The 20,115-nt window shown below is 65.5% G+C and carries 17 protein-coding genes, 1 tRNA gene and 1 pseudogene; 8 read left to right on the top strand and 11 right to left on the bottom strand.

Translation table 11 applies throughout. The features are described from left to right. The first annotated feature begins 179 nt into the window (after positions 1-179). From CK222_RS32835 to CK222_RS04750, 3 genes are read left to right on the top strand one after another with little or no spacing between them, the layout of a single operon-like run. Positions 180-1,277 (top strand): hypothetical protein, encoded by a 1,098-nt coding sequence (locus CK222_RS32835; protein WP_095799947.1) that lies wholly within the window; start codon positions 180-182, stop codon positions 1,275-1,277. After that, positions 1,219-2,694 (top strand): DUF6504 family protein, encoded by a 1,476-nt coding sequence (locus CK222_RS04755; RefSeq protein ID WP_095799585.1) that lies wholly within the window; start codon positions 1,219-1,221, stop codon positions 2,692-2,694. The genes CK222_RS32835 and CK222_RS04755 overlap by 59 nt, the downstream gene beginning before the upstream one ends. After that, entirely contained in the window at positions 2,691-6,026 is a 3,336-nt protein-coding gene (locus CK222_RS04750; RefSeq protein ID WP_095799584.1) for an error-prone DNA polymerase, read from the top strand. The genes CK222_RS04755 and CK222_RS04750 overlap by 4 nt, the downstream gene beginning before the upstream one ends. A gap of 24 nt (positions 6,027-6,050) precedes the next feature. On the opposite strand, the gene CK222_RS04745 is transcribed toward CK222_RS04750, so the two are convergent. The 4 genes from CK222_RS04745 to CK222_RS04730 form a co-directional block, all read right to left on the bottom strand. Continuing rightward, the gene (locus tag CK222_RS04745; RefSeq protein ID WP_066991609.1) at positions 6,051-6,296 is read right to left on the bottom strand and encodes a Trm112 family protein; all 246 of its coding nucleotides are present in this window, start codon (positions 6,294-6,296) and stop codon (positions 6,051-6,053) included. Between the two features lie 78 nt (positions 6,297-6,374). Next, positions 6,375-7,046: an LON peptidase substrate-binding domain-containing protein gene (locus CK222_RS04740; protein ID WP_067323587.1), complete on the bottom strand. Its 672-nt coding sequence runs from the start codon at positions 7,044-7,046 to the stop codon at positions 6,375-6,377. Positions 7,047-7,241: 195 nt separating this feature from the next. After that, the gene (gene trxA / locus CK222_RS04735; RefSeq protein ID WP_095799583.1) at positions 7,242-8,237 is read right to left on the bottom strand and encodes a thioredoxin; all 996 of its coding nucleotides are present in this window, start codon (positions 8,235-8,237) and stop codon (positions 7,242-7,244) included. Positions 8,238-8,322: 85 nt separating this feature from the next. Then, positions 8,323-8,820 (bottom strand): prolyl-tRNA synthetase associated domain-containing protein, encoded by a 498-nt coding sequence (locus CK222_RS04730; protein WP_095799582.1) that lies wholly within the window; start codon positions 8,818-8,820, stop codon positions 8,323-8,325. A 208-nt stretch (positions 8,821-9,028) separates the two neighbouring features. On the opposite strand from CK222_RS04730, the gene CK222_RS04725 reads away from it, so the two are divergent. Further along, a tRNA-Gly gene (locus CK222_RS04725) sits at positions 9,029-9,103 on the top strand. Between the two features lie 67 nt (positions 9,104-9,170). Here CK222_RS04725 and CK222_RS04720 read toward each other — a convergent pair. Together CK222_RS04720 and CK222_RS04715 are read right to left on the bottom strand one after the other, a co-directional pair. Beyond that, complete coding sequence (locus tag CK222_RS04720; RefSeq protein ID WP_095799581.1) at positions 9,171-9,464, bottom strand: hypothetical protein; 294 nt, start codon at positions 9,462-9,464, stop codon at positions 9,171-9,173. 228 nt (positions 9,465-9,692) lie between these two features. Then, positions 9,693-10,133, bottom strand: a complete 441-nt coding sequence (locus CK222_RS04715) for an Lrp/AsnC family transcriptional regulator (protein WP_095799946.1) — start codon at positions 10,131-10,133, stop codon at positions 9,693-9,695. A gap of 132 nt (positions 10,134-10,265) precedes the next feature. Here CK222_RS04715 and rocF point away from each other — a divergent pair, with 132 nt between their 5' ends. Beyond that, complete coding sequence (gene rocF, locus CK222_RS04710) at positions 10,266-11,198, top strand: arginase (RefSeq protein ID WP_095799580.1); 933 nt, start codon at positions 10,266-10,268, stop codon at positions 11,196-11,198. A gap of 2 nt (positions 11,199-11,200) precedes the next feature. Further along, entirely contained in the window at positions 11,201-12,259 is a 1,059-nt protein-coding gene (locus CK222_RS04705; protein WP_095799579.1) for an ornithine cyclodeaminase, read from the top strand. 167 nt (positions 12,260-12,426) lie between these two features. Here CK222_RS04705 and CK222_RS04700 read toward each other — a convergent pair whose 3' ends face one another. The 5 genes from CK222_RS04700 to CK222_RS04680 all read right to left on the bottom strand — a co-directional run bounded on the left by CK222_RS04700 (position 12,427) and on the right by CK222_RS04680 (position 18,273). Continuing rightward, positions 12,427-13,428 carry a substrate-binding domain-containing protein gene (locus tag CK222_RS04700; RefSeq protein WP_095799578.1) on the bottom strand — a complete coding sequence of 334 codons (1,002 nt, stop codon included), beginning with the start codon at positions 13,426-13,428 and terminating at the stop codon, positions 12,427-12,429. A 16-nt stretch (positions 13,429-13,444) separates the two neighbouring features. Beyond that, on the bottom strand, positions 13,445-14,461 hold the full coding sequence (locus tag CK222_RS04695) for an ABC transporter permease (RefSeq protein WP_095799577.1): 1,017 nt from the start codon (positions 14,459-14,461) through the stop codon (positions 13,445-13,447). Continuing rightward, complete coding sequence (locus tag CK222_RS04690) at positions 14,458-15,960, bottom strand: sugar ABC transporter ATP-binding protein (RefSeq protein WP_095799576.1); 1,503 nt, start codon at positions 15,958-15,960, stop codon at positions 14,458-14,460. Before CK222_RS04690 ends, CK222_RS04695 begins: the two co-directional genes overlap by 4 nt. Positions 15,961-16,065: 105 nt before the next feature. Continuing rightward, positions 16,066-17,037, bottom strand: coding sequence for a sugar ABC transporter substrate-binding protein (locus tag CK222_RS04685; protein WP_095799575.1), 972 nt, complete (start codon positions 17,035-17,037; stop codon positions 16,066-16,068). Positions 17,038-17,181: 144 nt separating this feature from the next. Beyond that, a complete protein-coding gene (locus tag CK222_RS04680; RefSeq protein ID WP_066991583.1) occupies positions 17,182-18,273 on the bottom strand; it encodes a helix-turn-helix domain-containing protein in 1,092 nt (363 codons plus the stop codon). A 192-nt stretch (positions 18,274-18,465) separates the two neighbouring features. Here CK222_RS04680 and CK222_RS04675 point away from each other — a divergent pair. Both CK222_RS04675 and CK222_RS04670 read left to right on the top strand, forming a co-directional pair. Then, a pseudogene (locus CK222_RS04675) lies at positions 18,466-19,541 on the top strand (class I SAM-dependent methyltransferase). A 112-nt stretch (positions 19,542-19,653) separates the two neighbouring features. Further along, positions 19,654-20,097 carry a carboxymuconolactone decarboxylase family protein gene (locus CK222_RS04670; RefSeq protein ID WP_095776734.1) on the top strand — a complete coding sequence of 148 codons (444 nt, stop codon included), beginning with the start codon at positions 19,654-19,656 and terminating at the stop codon, positions 20,095-20,097. Positions 20,098-20,115: the final 18 nt, after the last annotated feature.

The following is a 20,115-nucleotide window of genomic DNA, read 5'->3' as shown; positions in this document are numbered from 1 at the left end:
GTTTCCTTTGACCTCGGCATATAGGCTTTCGCGCCGGTCGAGGCAAATGGGCCCGGCTGGCTGGGTCTTGGAAGCTGAAAGCCGAAGGAATAAATTCCTTGCGACTCCGCTTGACTCTTCCAGGCCCCTCTGGAATCTATAGAACATAACAGGAACAACTGCTGCCGGAAGTGAACGTCATGGCGATAAGCGCCGTGGCGCGGGAAACTGTTTTTGCCCTGCGCCGACAAATCGCGAGGATCGAGGGAACGCTGCCCGAGCGCCTGGAAGCGCCGGCTTCCGGCGCGCCAAAAGCCATTCCAGGAACAGTGCGAAGCGGTTTTCCGTCCGGACTTGCAAAAAAACAAATAGCTGATGCCGCCGGATCGGGCGTCACCCCCGAAATCACTATCGTCCGGCGCGGCCTAGCTGTGGCCTCGCCGGATGCCTTCCTGCATACCGGCATAGAACGCCTCGACACCGCCCTCGGCGGCGGCGTGCCCAAGGCGGCGCTCAGTGAAATCCATGGGCTGGAGACCCGCGATGCCGGCGCCGTGGCCGGCTTTGCGCTGTCGCTCGCCAGCCTGATCCTCAAACAGAAGCAGGGCTTGCCGGTCCTCTGGATCGGCACGGCGGAGATTTTCCGCGAGGCCGGCTTTCCCTATGCCAGGGGCCTCCACGCCTTCTTCGGCATCGAGCCCGAACAATTGCTGTTTTCCGAAGCGCCGAAACTGGTCGACGCGCTGTGGATCGCCGAGGAGGCCGCCCGCATGACGGCCTTCGCCGCCGTCCTCCTCGAGATCCGCGGCAGCCCGCGGCTTCTCGACCTTACCGCGACGCGGCGGCTGCACGCCCGCGCCCAGAGCGCCGGCCGGCCGGTGTTTTTGCTGCGTCAGGCCGGCCAGGCCGAGCCCACCGCGGCGCCCGTGCGCCTCATTGTTTCGGCAGCGCCCGCGGCGAGCCGCGAAACGCTCGCCGGCGCGCTGGCCGGCTCGATCGGCCGCCCCGCCTTCACCGTCGATATCGGCAAGAGCCGCACGGCCCTGCCCGGACAATTCACACTGGAGTGGAACCCCGATGAGCACGCTTTTGCCGAAAGAAGGCCCGAGGAAGAGCGGGCAGCGAATTCTGTCGCTGTGGTTCCCCTATCTTTGCGCGGAGCGGATCCTGCGCCAGCGTCTGGGGCGGTCCTGGCGTTCCCGGCCCTCGCATCACCTGCCCCCATCTTGCCCACCGCTTGTGATCAGCCATCGCGACAGCAACGCCCAGCGCATCGCAGCCCTCGACGAGCGGGCTGAGGCGCTGAAGCTGAAGCGCGGCATGGGCATTGCCGACGCGCGCGCCATGCATCCGTCGATCGATGTGGTGGAGGCCGACCCGGAGGCCGACCGCCGCCTGCTCGAAGGCCTCGCCGACTGGTGCGACCGCTACACGCCGCTGGTGGCGATCGACGGCGAGGACGGGCTGTTTCTCGACGTCACCGGCTGCACGCACCTGTTTGGTGGCGAGCGGGCCATGCAGGACGAGATCCTCACCCGTTTCTTCCAGCAGGGTTTCGATGTTCGCGCCGGCCTCGCCTCGACGCCGGGCGCCGCCTGGGCGGCGGCGCGCTTCCACGGCGACCGCATCGTTGCCGGCGGCGAGGAGGCGGCGCTGCTTTCGCCCCTGCCGCTTTCGGCGCTGCGCATCGCGCCCGAAACCCGCGCCAGCCTGGAAAGCGTCGGCCTGCGCACGGCGGGGGCGGTGATGGCCGCACCCCGCGCGCCGCTCGCCCGCCGCTTCGGCGCCACCTTGCTTCTGCGCCTCGACCAGGCGCTCGGCCGGCTCGACGAGGCGGTGTCGCCGCGCCTTCCCGTGGCGCCGCTCTCGGTCGAGCGCCATCTTGCCGAGCCGATCGTGCTCACCGACGACATCGAGCGGCTGGTGAGCCGGCTTGCCGTGGCCTTGAAGGCCGACCTCGAGCGCCGCGGCGAAGGCGCGCGGGCGCTCGCCCTTCTCCTCTTTCGCGTCGACGGCCTCGTCAGCCGCATCGCGGTCGGCACCTCGCGCCCCATGCGCGAGCCGCAGCTGATCCGAAAGCTGTTTCACGAACGGCTGACCGCGCTGGAACAGACCATCGATGCCGGCTTCGGCTTCGACCTCGTGCGGCTGTCGGTGCTTTCGGTCGCCGCCTTCGACATGCTCCAGGGCGACCTTGCCGGCGAGACAAGCGACGATGACGCCGACATCGCTTTATTCGCCGACCGCGTGCGTGCCCGTCTCGGCGAAGCCGCCGTGCTGAAGCCGGTCATCGTCGATAGCCACCTGCCGGAGCGCGCCGTTACCACGGTTCCTTTCGCAGAGGCGCCGCAAAGGCGCATGCCGCCGAAGCCCGACCGGACAGCACCTCCGATGACCATCTTCCCGCCGGAGCGGCCGGTACGGCTGTTCCGCTCGCCCGAGCCGATCGAGGTGCCGGCGACCGAGATCCCCGAGGGCCCGCCGATGAATTTCCGCTGGCGGCGCGCGCTTTACCGCGTCGCCCGCGCCGAAGGGCCGGAGCGCATCGCCGCCGAATGGTGGCGGCAGCTGCCCGGCGAGGAAGAGGCGCCGACACGCGACTATTACCGCATCGAGGACAGCGAGGGGCGCCGCTACTGGCTCTACCGCCAGGGCCTCTACAGCAGCGCCTCGCAGGCCGCGCCGCGCTGGTTCATGCACGGCGTCTTCGCATGAACGCGCTGACCGCCATCCCCTATGCCGAGTTCGGCATCCAGTCGAACTTTTCCTTCCTGCGCGGCGCCTCGAAGCCCGAGGAGCTGGTGGTCACGGCGAAATTCTATGGCTTTTCCTCGATCGGCCTTGCCGACCGCAACACGGTCGCCGGCGTCGTGCGGGCCTGGCAGCAGGCCAGGGTCGAGAAGCTGCCCTATCATCCCGGTTGCCGCCTGGTTTTCTGCGACGGCACGCCGGACATTCTGGCTTACCCCCGCGACCGCAAGGGCTGGGGACATCTCTGCCGCATGCTGACGCATGCCAATCTGCGCGACGAGAACGAGAAGGGCGCGACGCTCCTCGAACTCAACGACCTTCTCGAATGGGGCGATCTGATGTCGCTGGCGATCCTGCCCAACCTGTCGAGAGGCGCGAAAGACAATCTGACGCTCATTAGCCGGCTTAAGGATCGTTTCGGCGCCGCGCTTCGGCTTGCTGTGGCGCCTGATTACGGCGGCAACGACCGCTTCCGCATCGAGCAGGCGGCGGCGATGGCCCAACATCTGCACATCCCGCTGATGGCGACCAACGACGTGCTCTATCATGCCGCCGACCGCCGCCCGCTGCAGGACGTGCTGACCGCGATCCGCCTCAACACGCCGGTTTCCGAGGTCGGGCTGGAGCTGACGGCAAATGCCGAGCGTCATCTGAAGACGCCGCTGGAGATGGCGCGGCTTTTCCGCCGACACCCTGAAGCGCTGGCGGAGACGCTGCGCTTCGCCGACGAGCTCACCTTCTCGCTCAGCGACCTCGAATACAATTATCCGGACGAGCCGACGGAATCCGGGCTCGGACCGCAGGCCGAGCTCGAACGCCTGGCGCGGGAAGGAGCGGCCGTGCGCTATCCGGCCGGGGTCCCGGAAGAAGTGCTGCGGCGCATCGGCAGCGAGCTCGCTTTGATCGAGCGGCTGAACTATGCGCGCTATTTCCTGACCGTCCACGACATCGTGAAATTCGCCCGCAGCAAGGGCATCCTTTGCCAGGGGCGCGGCTCGGCCGCCAATTCGGTCATTTGCTTCTGCATCGGCATCACCGAGGTCGGCCCTGACCGGATCGATGCCCTCTTCGAGCGCTTCATCTCCGAGAAACGTAACGAGCCTCCCGACATCGACGTCGACTTCGAGCATGAACGGCGCGACGAGGTCATCGCTTATATTTACGAGAAATACAGCGCCAAGCGCACGGCGCTGGCCGCCGCCGTCATCAGCTATCGCGGGCGCTCCGCCCTGCGCGAGGTGGCGAAGGCCATGGGCTTGTCCGAAGACGTCCGGAGCGCCCTGTCGAGCACCATCTGGGGCTGGTCGACCTCGGAGCTCGGCGAAAGGGAAGCCAATGCCGGCGGCCTCGACCGCGCCGATCCGCTGTCGCGGCAGGTGCTGGAACGCGCCAACGAGATCATCGGCTTCCCCCGCCATCTCTCTCAGCATGTCGGCGGCTTCGTCATCACCCGCGACCGGCTCGACGAGGTCGTGCCCATCGTCAAGACGGCGATGGAAGAGCGCAAGATGGTCGAGTGGGACAAGGACGATCTCGACGCGGTGAAGATCCTCAAGGTGGATGTGCTGGCGCTCGGCATGCTGACCTGCCTGAAGCGAGCCCTGACCTTGCTCACGCATCATTATCCGAAGGCGCGTGACAAATACGGCCGGCCGCATCAGTTGAGCTCGCTGCCACCGGAGAACCCTCGCGTCTACGACATGATCTGCCGGGCCGACACGCTGGGCGTCTTCCAGATCGAGTCACGCGCCCAGATGTCGATGCTGCCGCGGCTTCAACCGCGTGAATTCTACGATTTGGTCATCGAGGTGGCTATCGTGCGGCCCGGCCCGATCCAGGGCGACATGGTGCACCCCTATCTGCGTAGACGGCAGGGCAAGGAGAAAGCCGAATACCCGAAGCCGGAATTGAAGGAGATTCTCGGCAAGACGCTGGGCGTGCCGCTGTTCCAGGAGCAGGCGATGAAGATCGCCATCGTTGCCGGCGGCTTCCAGCCGGGCGAGGCCGATGAGCTGCGGCGCGCAATGGCCACCTTCAAGCGCACCGGCACAATCGGCAACTACCGCCAGCGCATGATCGACGGCATGGTCGACAAGGGCTACCAAAAGGAATTCGCCGAGCGTTGCTTCAAGCAGATCGAAGGCTTTGGCGAATATGGCTTTCCGGAAAGCCATGCCGCCTCCTTCGCGCTGCTGGTCTATGCCTCCTGCTGGTTCAAGACCTTCTATCCCGACGTGTTCTGCGCCGCGATTTTGAACTCGCAGCCGATGGGGTTCTATCAGCCGGCCCAGCTCGTTCGCGACGCGCGCGACCATGGCGTGGAGGTGCGTGAGGTCGATATCAACCATTCCGTCTGGGATTGCACGCTGGAGGGGGCCCGTTTCGATCCTTCGCGCATCCTCGAACGCCATGCCTCGATGCGCGGCGTCATCGAGACGGCTCATGCGGTGCGGCTTGGCTTCCGTCAGATCAAGGGGCTTTCGGAAGAACGGATGGCGGCCGCCGTCGCCCGGCGCGGCGACGGCTATCGATCGGTCAGGGATGTCTGGCTGCGTTCGGGCCTTGATGTCGGCGAGATCGAAAGGCTGGCCCAGGCAGACGCCTTCCGCTCGCTCGGCCTCGACCGACGCGCGGCGCTCTGGGAGGTGCGCGCGCTGGACGGCAGGAGCGCTGCCGAGAAACTGCCGCTGTTCGACCAGCCCACACTCCGCCTGCGCGAGCTGGAGCCCGAGACGAAGCTGCCGAAAATGCCGCTCGGCGAGCATGTCGTCCACGACTATCGCTCGCTCGGCCTGTCGCTGAAGGAACATCCCGTCGCCTTCCTGCGCGAGCGGCTTGACCGCGCCGGCATCACCCCCAATTCCCGCCTGCCGTCGGTGCGCGACGGCCGCCGCGTCAACGTCGCCGGGCTGGTGCTGGTGCGCCAGCGCCCCGGCAAAGGCAATGCGATCTTCCTAACGCTGGAGGACGAAAAGGCGATCGCCAATGTCATCATCTGGCCGCGCGTCTTCGACCGCTTCCGCTCTATCGTGATGGGCGCGCGCTTCATCCGCGTCACCGGCAAGCTGCAGCAGGAATCGGATGTCATCCACATCGTCGCCGACAGGATCGAGGATTTGACGCCCTGGCTGAGCATCCTCCTGCAGGAGCCGCCCACCATCGAGCATCAGCCCGCCGGATCATCGAATGGACCGGAGCGCTCCGCGAACCGCAGCCTGCCGGTGGAGCGGCAGGATGTCGACGCCCTGTCGGGCGCGGCGCAACAGGTCATGCCCAAGGGGCGCAATTTCCAGTAGCGGCAACCGGCCCGCCGGCGCGATTCACGACGGCCCTCCGAGCCGCGGCGGTGGCTTGAGCGCGTCTTCGGCCGAGATGGTGCGCGCTTCCGAAGGCAGCATGATCGGGATGCCGTCACGCACCGGATAGGCAAGCTTCGCCACGCGCGAGATCAGTTCGCTGCGCTCGGCGTCCCAGGTCAGCGGTCCTTTGGTCAGCGGGCAGGCGAGCAGTTCCAGCAATTTCGGGTCGACCGTGGCTTTGCGCCCGTCACGTCCGTCCGCCGCCATCGCGCTTTTCCATGTCCAACTGCCGCCGGCCTAAGTGTTGAGATTCAGGTCAGGCCGATTTCACCCGAATCATTACGTTTACTGCAGGCTCGAGCCAAAATCCTCATCTTCGCGCGCCAGCGTAATTTCGGTGATGGCAATCAGCGTCTCGGCGCGCGTCTTCAGGTCCGCCGCCTCGAGCAGGGCCTGCTTCTCGGCCGGCCCATAGGGCGCCATCATCGACAGTGCGTTGACCAGCATGGCGTTCTCGGCGCGGCTCACGCTTTCCCAGTCGGCCTCGAGGTCGTTGGCCTGCAGATAGGCGCGGAACGCCTTGAGCAGGGCAGGGCGGTCGACCTCGGCACCGGCCGGATCCTCCTCGAGATCGGCGAGGAAGGGCGCCATCCGGCATTGCCGGAACGGCGTCTTGACCGCCAGCTCATCCGTGACGCGGAAGCGGCAGACGCCTTGCAGCGAGATCAGGTAGCGCCCGTCGCCGGTCTCGGCAAGCGAGATGATGCGCCCGGCACAGCCGACGCTGCAAAGCTCGGGCTCGCCGTCGTGGCGCAACGCGCCGTCGAGGCTGGGCTGGATCATGCCGATCAACCGCGGCCCGGCCATCGCCTCATCGATCATCTCCAGGTAGCGCGGCTCGAAAATGTTGAGCGGCATGCGGCCGCCGGGCAGCAGCAGCGCCCCGGCGAGCGGAAACACCGGGATCCTCGACGGCAGATCCCTCGCGAGCCGGTAGCGGGCGTTTCCGACCTGCACCTCAACCCTCCGCCTGCGCTTCAACTCTCGAAAGCGTCGCCGGGCAGCGTATCAATCTGCGATCTCCTCTTACGCAACCCAGCCCGTTTAAACCCTCAACCGGCAGGGGCAAGCCGCTGCCGCCTATCTGGCGCAGTTGGCGCCTTGCGCAAGACCTCCTGGCAAAAGGGGCCAGCAGCAAAGCCGGCAAAACGCTCAGGAGAACAACAGCGACGACAGCTTGCGCCGCGCCGACAGCGTCGCCTCGTCGGTCATCCCCCATGCCTCGAAGAACTTCAAGAGCTGCGCACGCGCGCCATCGTCGTTCCACGTCCGGTCGGCCCTGACGATCGCCAGCAGGTTGTCGGCGGCCTGCATCCGCTCGCCGCGCGCATTCTGCACCATCGCCAGGTCGAACCGCGCCTGGTGATCGTTTGGATTGGCGGCGAGCCGGCGTTCGAACTCGGCCGGATTGCCGAGCGCGGCGGCTTCCGCCGCGAGCGTCATCTTGGCGCGCAGAGCGGCAAGCGCCGGCGCATCCTTCTTGTCCTCCGGCGCCTTGGCAAGCACCGCCTCGGCGCCTTGGCTGTCGCCGGCCTCGAAAAGGATCTCGCCGAGCCCGGCGATGGCCTCGATGGTTTCGGGCGACTGCTCGAGGATCGCATCATAGATGTCGCCCGCGGTCTGGGTGTCGCCCGCCTCGCGCGCCTCGGCGGCCGCGGCCAGCGCTTCGGTGATCTGCGGCGCGCCGCCGCCGCCCTTGCCGCCGACCTTCTGGATGAACTGCGTGATCTGGCTTTCCGGAATGGCGCCCATGAAGCCGTCGACCGGTTGGCCGTCCTTGAAGGCGATGACCGCGGGAATCGACTGGATGCCGAGCTGGCCGGCGACCGAAGGATGGTCGTCGATGTTCATCTTGACCAGCCTGACCTTGCCGCCGGCAGCCTTGACCGCCTTTTCGAGCTGCGGCGTCAGCTGCTTGCACGGGCCGCACCAGGGCGCCCAGAAGTCGACCAGCACCGGCTGGCGGCGCGATTCCTGGATGACGTCGGCCGCGAACGTCGCGGTCGTCGTGTCCTTGACGACATCCGTGGCCGCAGGCGCCTCGCCGAGCGAGACCTTGCCGCGGTCCGCCCCGCCATATTGCACGGATTGGGCGTACTGGCCGGCATTGCCGCCAAATGAGCCGCTGAACGGATTGTTGTCACTCATGTCGTCGCCCTTTCGGTCGCGTCGTCGCCGGCTTCGGGGTGCGGCGCGTTATTATCGGATTTCGGTTTCGCCATCCATGTGGCGATCAGCCCGAGACTTTCAAGATAACAGGATCGTGGCCCGTTGCCTCGACGAATTTGACGAGATCGGCAGCGGCGATGGCCGTCGTCGCCTCATTGGTCAGCGGATGGCCGTTGATGACGTCGTGGCTCATCAATTCCTGGTCCAGAACCACCTTGATCCGCCCGGCCGTGTCGTTGATCAGGCCGAAGATGGTAACCGCGCCGGGAATGACGCCGAGCAGCTCCATCAGCATTTCCGGCTTGCCGAAGGAGACGCGGCTGGCGGCGCCGATCAGATGGTGGATTTGCTTGAGGTCCACCACGGCCTCCTCGCCGACGGTGACGAGAAAGTAATTGTCCTTCTTGTCCTTGAGGAAGAGGTTCTTGGTGTGGCCGCCCGGGATCTCTCCGCGCAGCGCCTGCGAATCGGCGACCGTGAACAAGGGCGGGTGGCGCACCGTCGAGACGGAAATGCCGAGATCGGCAAGAAAGGCGTTAAGCTCGGCTTCGGTCTTCGGCATCGGTCCTCGCATCATCGGGAAAGCTTGTGCCGTTTACGGCCAACGATGCCCTTGGGGCAAGATCGCCCGGCTGGGCCAACGCAATCCGCCGGCTCGAAACCAACCTTCCCTATAGGAAGAGCTAGCTCCAAAAAGACCGTCATTTCCCTGTTGCAATCGCCGCGCTCTTCGGCCATATAGGCGCGGCTTGCGGCCCAAGGCCGCGCGAGCGGGTGTAGCTCAGGGGTAGAGCACAACCTTGCCAAGGTTGGGGTCGGGCGTTCGAATCGCCTCACCCGCTCCAGTTTCCTTCAGGGGATCAAGCAAACGAAAAGCCGCGGTTTTCCGCGGCTTTTTCGCGTTTGTAGCCTTCAGAACAAGATTCCGTTCCCCGCCATTCCCCATACCGCGGCGGCGCAGTGAACGATCCCGATCGGCAGCGCCAGCAACGGCTTGCAGCGGATCAGAAGGATATAGGTCGTGAATTGGGCGCATGCGGCGAGCAGCCCAGGCAAAGCGCCAGCGCCCGCCATCATCAGCAGCATCATCCAGGGGACCACGACGAAACCGGGAACGTTCGTTCCGTGCCCTGCGCCCATCGTGAAAAGCGCGATGAGGAACCCGACAAGGCCCAGGCCGACGCCGGCCGCGATTGTCTTCAGCATGACGCTGCTCTCCGCGATTTGTTGCTCGGCCCATGCTGGCCGGGCAAAATAGAGGAACGTCGCGACGGAAAGGAAGCGCCCTGCCGCCTGATCCTGACGGGTTGCCGCCTTTGCTGGAAAAAATTCAGGAAAGTCCCTAACGGCTCGTCCTCCTCGCCGAAGCCTTCAGTCCGGAATTGCGCAAAAAAGGAAGTCGAGCGGTTCGGCGTTTCCATAAAACGAACCGCTCTACCCAAGCCTCGCCCTCGTCGTCCTCGGCGTCGCCAACAGCAGGCTCGTCTCGCTGCCGGTGATCCCGGGGATCAGCCGGATGCGACGCAGCACGGCGTCGAAGTCCGTGAGTGAGGCGGTGCCGAGTTCGACCACCAGGTCCCAGCGGCCGTTGGTGGTGTGGATGGTCGACACCTCGGGAAAGCCGCCGAGCGCCCTGATCACGCGGTCCGCGGCATGGCCCTCGATCTCGATCATCATCACGCCGCGTATCCTCTGGTCAACCGTGTCGGCGCGCAGCACCACCGTGTAGCCGATGATCTCGCCGGACTTTTCCAGCCGCTCCATCCGCGCCCTGACCGTCGCGCGAGAGACGCCGAGATCGAGCGCAAGATCGGAGACGCTGCGCCGCGCATCGTGCCTCAGAAGCGTCACCAGTCTCTCGTCGAGCGCGTCCATTTTGACCATTTAGAGCAGCCGATATGCCCACTATGATAAATCGACCTTTTCGAAATGCCAATTTACCCTGTTCAAACCGCCAGGCAGCGGTGGTTCACTTCCGCAAATCAAACGCAAAAGCGGAAAGAAGTGATGCGCTGCAGGATCGTCGGCGCGCCGGTGCAGGACGGCGCGGGCAGGATGGGATGCGAGATGGGGCCGAGCGCGCTGCGCACCGCAGGGCTTGTCTCGGTGCTGTCGGAGCTTGGCCATGAGGTCGAGGACTGGGGGGCGGTTGAGAAGGCGGCGGCGCGCCCTGTCGCTCATGGCAATCTCGCCCTGAAGGCGCTGCCCGAAATCTCCGCCTGGACGGCGGCGATTTCCGAGACCGCCTACGCCGCGTCGAAGGATGCCATGCCGATCTTCCTCGGCGGCGACCACTCGATCTCCGCCGGCACGGTCTCCGGCGTGGCGCGCCGCGCCGCCGACCGCGGCCGGCCGCTCTTCGTGCTGTGGCTCGACGCCCACCCGGATTTCCACACGCTCGACACCACCACCAGCGGCAATCTGCACGGCGTGCCGCTCGCCTATGCCAGCGGCCGTCCCGGCTTCAACGGCTATTTCCCCGACCTGCCCGCCGCAGTCGACCCGGCCCGCGTCTGCACCATGGGCCTGCGCAGCGTCGATTCTGCCGAGCGCCGCGCGCTGAAGGAAGCGGGTGTGACCGTGCACGACATGCGCGCCATCGACGAGCACGGCATCGCCCCGCTGCTGCGCGCTTTCCTGGCCAGGATCGAAGAGGCAAACGGGCTGCTGCATGTCAGCCTTGACGTCGACTTCCTCGACCCCTCGATCGCGCCGGCCGTCGGCACCACCGTGCCGGGCGGCGCCACCTTCCGCGAGGCGCATCTGGTGATGGAGATGCTCTCCGACGGCGGCCTGGTCTCCAGCCTCGACCTGGTCGAACTGAACCCGTTCCTCGACGAACGCGGCCGTACCGCGACCCTGATGGTCGACCTTACCGCCAGCCTGATGGGCCGCCGCATCATGGACCGCCCGACCCGCAGCCATTCCGGAAGCCTCTGATCATGACCCAGCCGTCCCGCCTTGCCATCGTCCCCTTCGTCAGCGTCGACCGCATGATGAAGCTTGTGCTCGCCATCGGCCTCGAGCGCTTCCTCACCGAGCTTGCCGGCTATATCGAGGAGGATTTCCGCCGCTGGGAGCTGTTCGACAAGACGCCGCGCGTCGCCTCGCACAGCCATGACGGCGTCATCGAGCTGATGCCGACCAGCGACGGCCGCCTCTACGGCTTCAAATATGTCAACGGCCACCCGAAGAACATGCGCGAAGGCCGCCAGACCGTCACCGCCTTCGGCGTGCTCGCCGATGTCGGCTCCGGCTATCCGATGCTCTTGACCGAGATGACGATCCTGACGGCGCTGCGCACCGCCGCGACCTCGGCGGTTGCCGCCAAATATCTGGCACCGAAAGGGTCGCGCGCCATGGCCATCATCGGCAACGGCGCCCAGTCCGAGTTCCAGGCCGTCGCGTTCAAGGCGCTGCTCGGCATCGACCGGCTGCGGCTCTACGACATCGACCGCTCTGCTTCCGAAAAATGCGCCCGCAACCTCGCCGGCAAGGGCTTCGACATCACCATCTGTTCGACCGGGCAGGACGCGGTGGAAGGCGTCGACATCATCACCACGGTGACCGCCGACAAGCAGTACGCCACCATCCTCACCGACAACATGGTCGGCTCCGGCGTCCACATCAACGCCGTCGGCGGCGACTGTCCCGGCAAGACCGAGCTGCACCGCGATATCCTTTTGCGCTCCGACATCTTCGTCGAGTTTCCGCCGCAGACGCGCATCGAGGGCGAGATCCAGCAGCTCGACGCCGATCATCCGGTGACCGAGCTGTGGCAGGTCATGACCGGCCAGGCCAAGGGCCGCAAGACGAAGGAGCAGATCACGCTGTTCGATTCCGTCGGCTTCGCAACGGAGGATTTTTCCGCGCTGCGCTATGTCCGCGACCAGCTTCAGGCGACCGGCCTCTACGAGGAGCTCGACCTGCTTGCCGACCCCGACGAGCCGCGCGACCTGTTCGGCATGCTGCTCAGGGCCGCCATGCAGCCGGCGGCGTGAGGGAATGAGCGCGTGATCTCCCCCCTTGCGGGGGAGATGGCCGGCAGGCCAGAGGGGGGCGCCTCGCGTGGAGCGCCAACCTCCATCTGCCGCAGCAGGCCGACTCCAGTCGGACCGACCCCCTCTGTCGCCTTCGGTATCTCCCCCTCAAGGGGGGAGATTACACGCTACTTCTGCACCGGCGCGCAGCTTTCCCTCTCCACCAGCACTGGCGCCAGCACCTCGCGGCGCGACGGCGCCTCGGGCTCGCCGACGCGCTCGAGCAGCAGGCTGACCGCCCGCGTTCCGATCTTTTCGACCGGCTGCGCGATCGTCGTCAGCGGCGGCCATGTGGTGACCGCATAGGGGATGTCGTCGAAACCGATCAGCGACATGTCGTCGGGCACCCGCAAGCCGCGCGTGCGCAACGCGGTGATGGCGCCCATGGCCATCAAATCGTTGCAGGCGAACACCGCCGTGATCTCCGGCGCCTGCGTCATCAGCCGCTCCATCGCCAGGCGTCCGCCGGCGAAATGATAGTCGGAATCGACCACCGACGAAGCGGGCAGGTCGATACCTGCCTCCGCGAGTGCCCGGGTAAAACCGCGCAGGCGGGCCGGGCTGGAGCTCGAATCGCGCGGACCGCCGATGACGCCGATTTTGCTGTGGCCGAGCCCGACCAGATGGCGCCCGGCGAGATAGCCGCCGTGATCGTGGTCGACCAGCACGGAATCGACATGGACAGAATGGATCTCGCGGTCGAGCAGCACCGCCGGCAGGGCGGCGGACAGGTGCGAGAACACCCGCGCATGGTCTGACGAACCGGCGAAGATCAGCCCGTCGATCTGCTTTGCCATCAACACCGACAGATAGCGCTCTTCCTTCTCGGCGCTGCCATCCGAGTTGCACAGGATCACCGTATAGCCGGCCACGAAGCCGGCATCCTCGATCTGGCGCGCCACGCTGGCGAAGAACGGGTTGGAATTGTCCGGGAGCAGCAGGCCGATGGTCTTGGTCTCCCCGCGTCTCAGGCTCCGCGCCAGCGAGTTCGGGCTGTAGCGCAGGGCGGTTATCGCGGCGCGCACGCGCTCGGCCGTCTCCGGCTCGACATGGCGCGTGCGGTTCATCACATGCGAGACCGTTGCGACGGACACCCCCGCATAGCGCGCGACATCGGCAATTGTGGTCATGGTTCCCTCTGACCCCCTAGCGGATCCTCCGCAACAGCCTCTCCCGATAAGCGTCTAGGATGACGGCGAGCACGATGACAAGGCCAATCACGATCGGTTTGAAATTGTCGCCGACGCCGAGCAGCTGCAGCCCGGTGCTGAGCACCTGCAGGATGCAGGCGCCGACCAGCGTGCCGATGATCGAGCCCTTGCCGCCGCTGAGGCTGGTGCCGCCGATGATGACGGCGGCGATTGCATTGAGCTCGTAGCCGACGCCGGCGATCGGGCTGCCGATGTTCAAGCGCAGCAGATAGACCATGGCCGCGATGCCGGCCGTCAGCCCGCTGATGGTGAAGGCCGCGACCTTGTAGAAGTCCCGATTGTGCCCGGAGAGGCGCACCGCCTCGTCATTGGTGCCGACGGCGAAGATCATGCGGCCGAACACGGTGAAGCGCAGCACGAACCAGCCGGCCGCGATCACCAGCACCGCGACCAGGAAGATCGACGGCAGGAAGCCGCCGATGATCAGATTGCCGAAATCGACGAAACTCTGCGGCAGGCCGGTGATGGTCGAATTGTCGCTGACCACGCGAGCGGCGCCCGCCGCCATGTTGAGCATGCCGAGCGTGACGATGAAGGAAGGGATCTTCCAGCGCGTCGAGATCCAGCCGTTGAGGAAGCCGCAGGCAGCACCGGTCGCCATGCAGGCGAGCAGCGCCAAAGTGATCGCGACGGCCGGCGACAGGCTTTCGTCAATCATGACGGTGGCTCCGACCACGGTGCAGAGCGCCAGCACCGAGCCGACCGAAAGGTCGATGCCGCCGGTGAGAATGACGAAGGTCATGCCGGCGGCGAGCACGGTGTTTATGGCGATCTGCACGAAGATCTTCAGCGCGTTGCCGGGCGTGGCGAAGTAAGGCGCTGTGAGCGAGAAGAACAGCGTGATCAGCACCAGCGCCAGAAGCACGCCGGCGTCGCGGATCAGGACGCGCAGGAACTTCGCCTTGCCGGGAGAAACAGGCGCCGACACGAGGGTTTCGGACGTCTCGCTCATGGTCGCACATACTCCTGGTAGGCGAGCGACAGGATGCGCTCCTGGTCGAATTCGGCTCGCGGCACCTCGCCGACGATCTTGTTCTTGGAAAAGACGATGATGCGATGGCACATGCCCATCAGCTCGGGCAGGTCGGAAGACACCATGATGATGCCTTTTTGAGCCGCCGCCAGCATCCACAGAAGCTGGTAGATCTCGCGCCGCGCGCCGATGTCGACGCCGCGCGTCGGCTCGTCGAGGATCAGCGTCGAGGTGCCGCGGAACAGCCACTTGGCCAGTACCACCTTCTGCTGGTTGCCGCCCGAGAGGTCGCGCACCGCCTGCTCGATCGAGCTTGCCTTGACGCGCAGCTGGCCGATGAGATCGTTCGCTGCCGCGGCTTCGGCCCGGCGGTTGACCAGCCCGTGGCGCGACACCTTGCCGAGATCGGTGATGGTGATGTTCTTGTCCACGGCCAGATCGAGCAGCAGGCCCTGGCCTTTGCGATCCTCGGTAAGCAGGCTGAGCCCATGCCGCACGGCATCCTTGGGCGCCGTGATCGCCACCGGCTTGCCGTCGATCTCGACGACGCCGTCGAGCCTCGGATCGGCGCCGAACAGGGCCCGCATGGCTTCGGTCCGGCCGCTGCCGACCAGACCGGCCACGCCCAAGATCTCGCCGTGGCGCACGTTGAAGGAAATTTCGGGCGTCACGGCGCTGCGCTTCAGATTGGTGACGCTGAGCGCGACCTTGCCCGGCACGATCGAGGCGTCGAAGCCGAATTCGTCGGCGATGTCGCGGCCGATCATCATGCGCACGACATCCGGCACGCTGAGGCCGTGGAGGTCGCGGGTCGCGACCAGCCTGCCGTTGCGCAAGATTGTCACCCGGTCGCCGATCTCGAACACTTCGTGCAGCCGGTGCGAGATGTAGATGATGGTGACGCCCCTGGCCTTCAGCCGCTTGATGATAGCGAACAGCCGCCCGATCTCCGGCGGCGTCAGCGTCGCCGTCGGCTCGTCGAGCACCAGCAGCTTGCTGTCGTAGCTCAGCGCCTTGGCGATCTCGACCAGCTGCATCTGCGCGACGCCAAGCGCTTCGACCCGCGTCCTCGGATCGACATCGAGCCCGACTTCCTTGAGCAGCGCGACGGCGCGCCGGTTGAGCGCCTTGCGGTCGACGATGCCGAAGGCGCGGCGCGGCAGGTTTTCCAGCATCAGGTTCTCGGCGATCCTGAGATAGGGCAGTAGGTTCAGCTCCTGGTGCACGATGCGGATGCCGCTTAGCTGCGCGTCATGCGGCGTCTTCGGCTGATAGGGCTGGCCGTTGAAGGCGATCGTCCCGCTGTCCGGCTGGTAAATGCCGGCCAAGAGCTTGATCAGCGTCGATTTGCCGGCGCCGTTCTCGCCGAGGACGATATGCGTCTCGCCGCGCGCGATCGACAGCGAGACGTCGCTCAGCGCGACCACGCCGGGAAAGATTTTTCCTACCCCTTCAAGGGAAAGAACCCCATCGTCCATGCAGCAATCCTGAATGGCGCTCATCGCCGCCGGCTGCTTGCCGGCGGCGATGATGAGACAAGCGAATGGATGGCGCCAGAGGGAGTCCCGGCGCCTGTGCTCGCCTCAGGCGGTGATCAGCTTGACGTCGGTCTTGACCCAGCCCGAGAACTTCTCGCCGGCAAGCTCGCGCAGGCCGTAGTCGATGCCCATGGCCGCCATCTGCGCGCCATACTGCTCGACCGTGGCGAGCATCTTGCCTTCCTTGAGCAGCGGGCCGACGGCCGGAATGTTGTCGAAGCCGACCACCTTGATCTGACCCGACTTGCCGGCCGCGTCGATCGCCTTGACCACGCCGAGCGCCATCGAGTCGTTCGCCGCCATCACGCCCTGGATGTCCGGGTGCTGGGTGAGGAAGTTGGTCATCAGCGTGTTGGCTTCCTCGGTCTCCCAATGCGCGGTCTTCGAATCGAGCAGGTCGAGGCCGTGCTCCTTCACCGAATCGTCGAAGCCGAGCTTGCGCTGCTTGGCGTTGTCGGCTTCCGGATTGCCTTCGAGGATGACGACCTTGCCGCCCTTGCCCAGCGCCTTGCCGAGCGCGTCGCCGGCGAGCTTGGCGCCGGCGCGGTTGTCCGGCCCGAAGAAGGCAAGGTCGATGCCGGCCTTCTTCTTGGCCTCATCGTCGAGCGCGACGTCGATGTTGATGACCTTGATGCCGGCCTTCAGCGCCTTGGCGATCGGCGTGACCATCGCCTTCGAATCGGCCGGCGCCACGACGATGATGTTGTAGTTCTGGGTGATGAAGTTCTCGATCGCATCGACTTGCGCGGCGAAATCGCGCTCGTCCTTCATGCCGACGGCGGCGAAATCGAACTTGTCCTTGTTCTTGGCCGCATAGTCCTCCGCGCCGGCCTGCATCTGCTTGAAGAACTCGTTGGCCAAAGACTTCATGACCAGGCCTACCTTCGGCTTGTCGGCCGCAAACGCCGGACCGAACGGCAGCGCAAGCGCGCCGGCCGCCAGCGCGCTTGTCTTGAGGAACCGACGACGCGAGAACGATCCCAGGTCGAGCCTGCGGGTATTTGAAACCTTGCTCATACTTTCCTCCTCCTGAATGGGCGTAATCGGTTACGTAACCGATTACGCAAAAAACTACTGCTTGTCTTCGTCGGATGTCAACACGCTCGCGGAGGAAGCGTACCCGAGCGGCCTGCCGGGCGGATATCGCAGCGTCGGCCCGGCTTAGGTCTGCCGCTGGCTATTTCCCAGCCGGAGTTCGACGCTCTCGTCGGGCAAATGCCTTTGCGCATAGGCGGGGATCTTGAACCGCTTGCGGTATGCGCCGGGCGCCAGCCCCGTCACACGTTTGAACAAGCGACGGAAGAACGCAGGCTCTTCGTACCCGACCTGCCAGCTGACGTCGTCGATTGACGCGTCGGTGCGCTCCAGTCGGCGCTTGGCGTCCTCGATCCTCAAGCGCTGTACATAGGCGATCGGGCTCAGGCCGGTCGCACTCGTGAAACGGCGTTTGAAGGTGCGCTCCGTGAGCTGGGCGCAGCGGATCATCTCTTCTATGGGATTGGCGACCGAAAATCGGGTGGCGATCAAGTCCTGCGCCGCCTGAACGGCAAGATCGCCATGATCCTTGCGACCCTCAAAGATGATGTAGGGCGCAAGACCGTCCTGATGCCACTGCAGCGCGAATGAGCGCGCCACGGCCTGGGCTGCGGTCGCGCCGGCGTGTCGGGCGATCAGGTACAACACCAGATCATGCCAGGTCATGGAAGCACCCGAGGAGATGAGCTCCTCTCGCTTGCCCGACACCACCAGCACACGATCCGGGTGGATAGGCACTTGTGGAAACGTCCGGCCGAAGTCGCCGGCGTAGCCATAATGCACGGTCGCGTCCACGCCATCGAACAGACCGGTTTCGGCAAGCAGGAAGATGCCTGAGCACGCCGAGCACAAGAGCGCGCCGCGGCCATGCATGGCGCGGAACCACTCGATCAGTTCCGGATGCAGGTCCTTTCGCCAGCCGTTCGGCCCAAGCAGGATCGAAGGAACAATGACGATGTCGGTCATATCCACCTCCGCCACACTTCGCTGAACCATGACCGGCACGCGGCTGGCCAGTTCCAGAGCGCCCGTTTCTAGGCCGACGATCTCAATCTCGAAGGGCGGAGCCTGGCGCGGCTCGCTGCCCGGCAGCGGCATTATTTTGAAGGCATTCATCACGTCGAAGATGCCCGACAACGTGGACACCACGGCCTCTGGAATGGCCACCAGACTCACGTGAAGCGGCTCGGATGCGGCAGTGGTGAAGTGACGATGCATGTCGGCTAATCCATGTCGCAGGTGCCGCAACCATAGCGCCCGGCGCGCGCGGCCGCCAGTTTCTCTCCTGACGACGGGCCAGTGGCACAAATGGCCCGATTCTGGAGAGTCGCGCTCTCCCGTTTCTTCCCTGTTCCTGCGATTCAGCCGCTGCCTCGGGATTGCCCGAGCGCTTGGACAGGAGACTTGGACATGGAGCATACCCACAACCATAAGATCGATCCGGCAAAACTCGATGCGCTCGTCGCGCGAGCGATCGGTGATATTTCGGCCGGCTACGGCGGAGTCATGATCAGCCTCGGCCACCGTCTCGGTCTTTACAAGGCCATGGCGGGCCTCGGACCCCTCAGTGCCCGCGCGCTCGCGGGGCGGGCCGGCTGTGCCGAACGTTACGTACGCGAATGGCTCAATTCCCAAGTGGCGGGCGGCTATATCGTCTACCACCCGGTCAGCGACACCTACGAGTTGACACCCGAACAGGAAGTCGTGCTCGCCGACGAGGACAGCGCCGTCTTCATTCCCAACGCTTGGGCGGTGCCCGCTTCGATGTGGGCCGACGAAGAGAAGGCCGTAGAGGCTTTCCGCACCGGCAAGGGCATCGCCTGGGGAGATCATGACGGACGCCTGGCCTGCGGCGTGGCCGCCTTTTACCGGAACGGCTACAAGGCCAGTCTCGTGAGCGAATGGCTGCCATCCCTGGAGGGCGTCGTCGAGAAGCTCAGGACTGGTGCGCTTGTCGCCGACATCGGGTGCGGTCACGGCCATTCGACGGCGCTCATGGCAAAGGCCTTTCCGGCTTCCCGCTTCCATGGCTTCGACAATCACGAAGACTCGCTGGTGGAGGCCCGTCGCGGCGCCGCCAAGCAGAGCTTGGAAGGGCGCGTGGCGTTCGAAAAGGCGCGGGCCGACGACTACCCGGGCAGCGGCTACGATCTGATCTGCTTCTTTGATGCTCTGCATGACATGGGCGATCCTGTCGCCGCGGCAGTGCATGCATCAAAGGCGCTGGCGCCGGACGGACGGTGATGCTGGTCGAGCCTTTCGCCAATGACCGGGTCGAGGACAACATCTCGCCGGTGGCGAGAATGTATTACGCGGCCTCCACCACCATCTGCTGCGCCCACGCTATTTCGGACGGCGGCCGCCTCGTGCTGGGCGCCCAGGCCGGCGAGGCACGGCTGGCGGAAGTGTTCCGCAAGGCCGGGTTCACCCGTTTCCGTCGTGCCTTCGAGACGCCGTTCAACTTGGTCCTCGAGGCCCGGCTCTGACCTTCGAAAGCTAACACCGGTCGGTCGCAGCGGACGACTTCCGGCCTCGCGGCGCAAAGGGGGCGCGGGGCGGGCGGCAATCCCTTCGATCCCAACAAACAGGAGACTGATCATGAAAAACATTCTCACAGGCATAGGCTTCGCCATCGCTACCGTACTTGCCGCACCGCTCGCCGTTGCGCAGGAACTGCCGGCGGCCGAGCAGACCTACAAGGAAATCGAGGCGACGCTCGGCATCGTGCCGAGCCATATCAAGGCCTATCCAAAGTCGGCAGTCGCCGGCGCTTGGGCGATGTTCAAGGGTCTCGAGCTTCAACCCAAGAACAACGCTCTCGAACCGAAGGTAAAGTCGCTCATCAACGTCGCGGTGGCGGCGCAGATTCCGTGCCGTTACTGCATCTGGCTGGAAACCAAGATGGCCAAGGACCGCGGCGCCACCGACGAGGAGGTCGCCGAAGCCGTGGCCCATGCCGGCTACGTCCGGCACTGGAGCGCCGTGCTGAATGGCCTGCAGATCGACTTCGAAACCTTCAAGACCGAATTTGGCGGCGACTGACGGCAGGCGGTGCCCGGC

It is taken from the genome of Mesorhizobium sp. WSM3866, assembly GCF_002294795.1.
GTDB lineage: Bacteria > Pseudomonadota > Alphaproteobacteria > Rhizobiales > Rhizobiaceae > Mesorhizobium.
The sequence above is the reverse complement of the archived record's forward strand: the minus strand, read 5'-3'. Positions and strand labels throughout refer to the sequence as shown.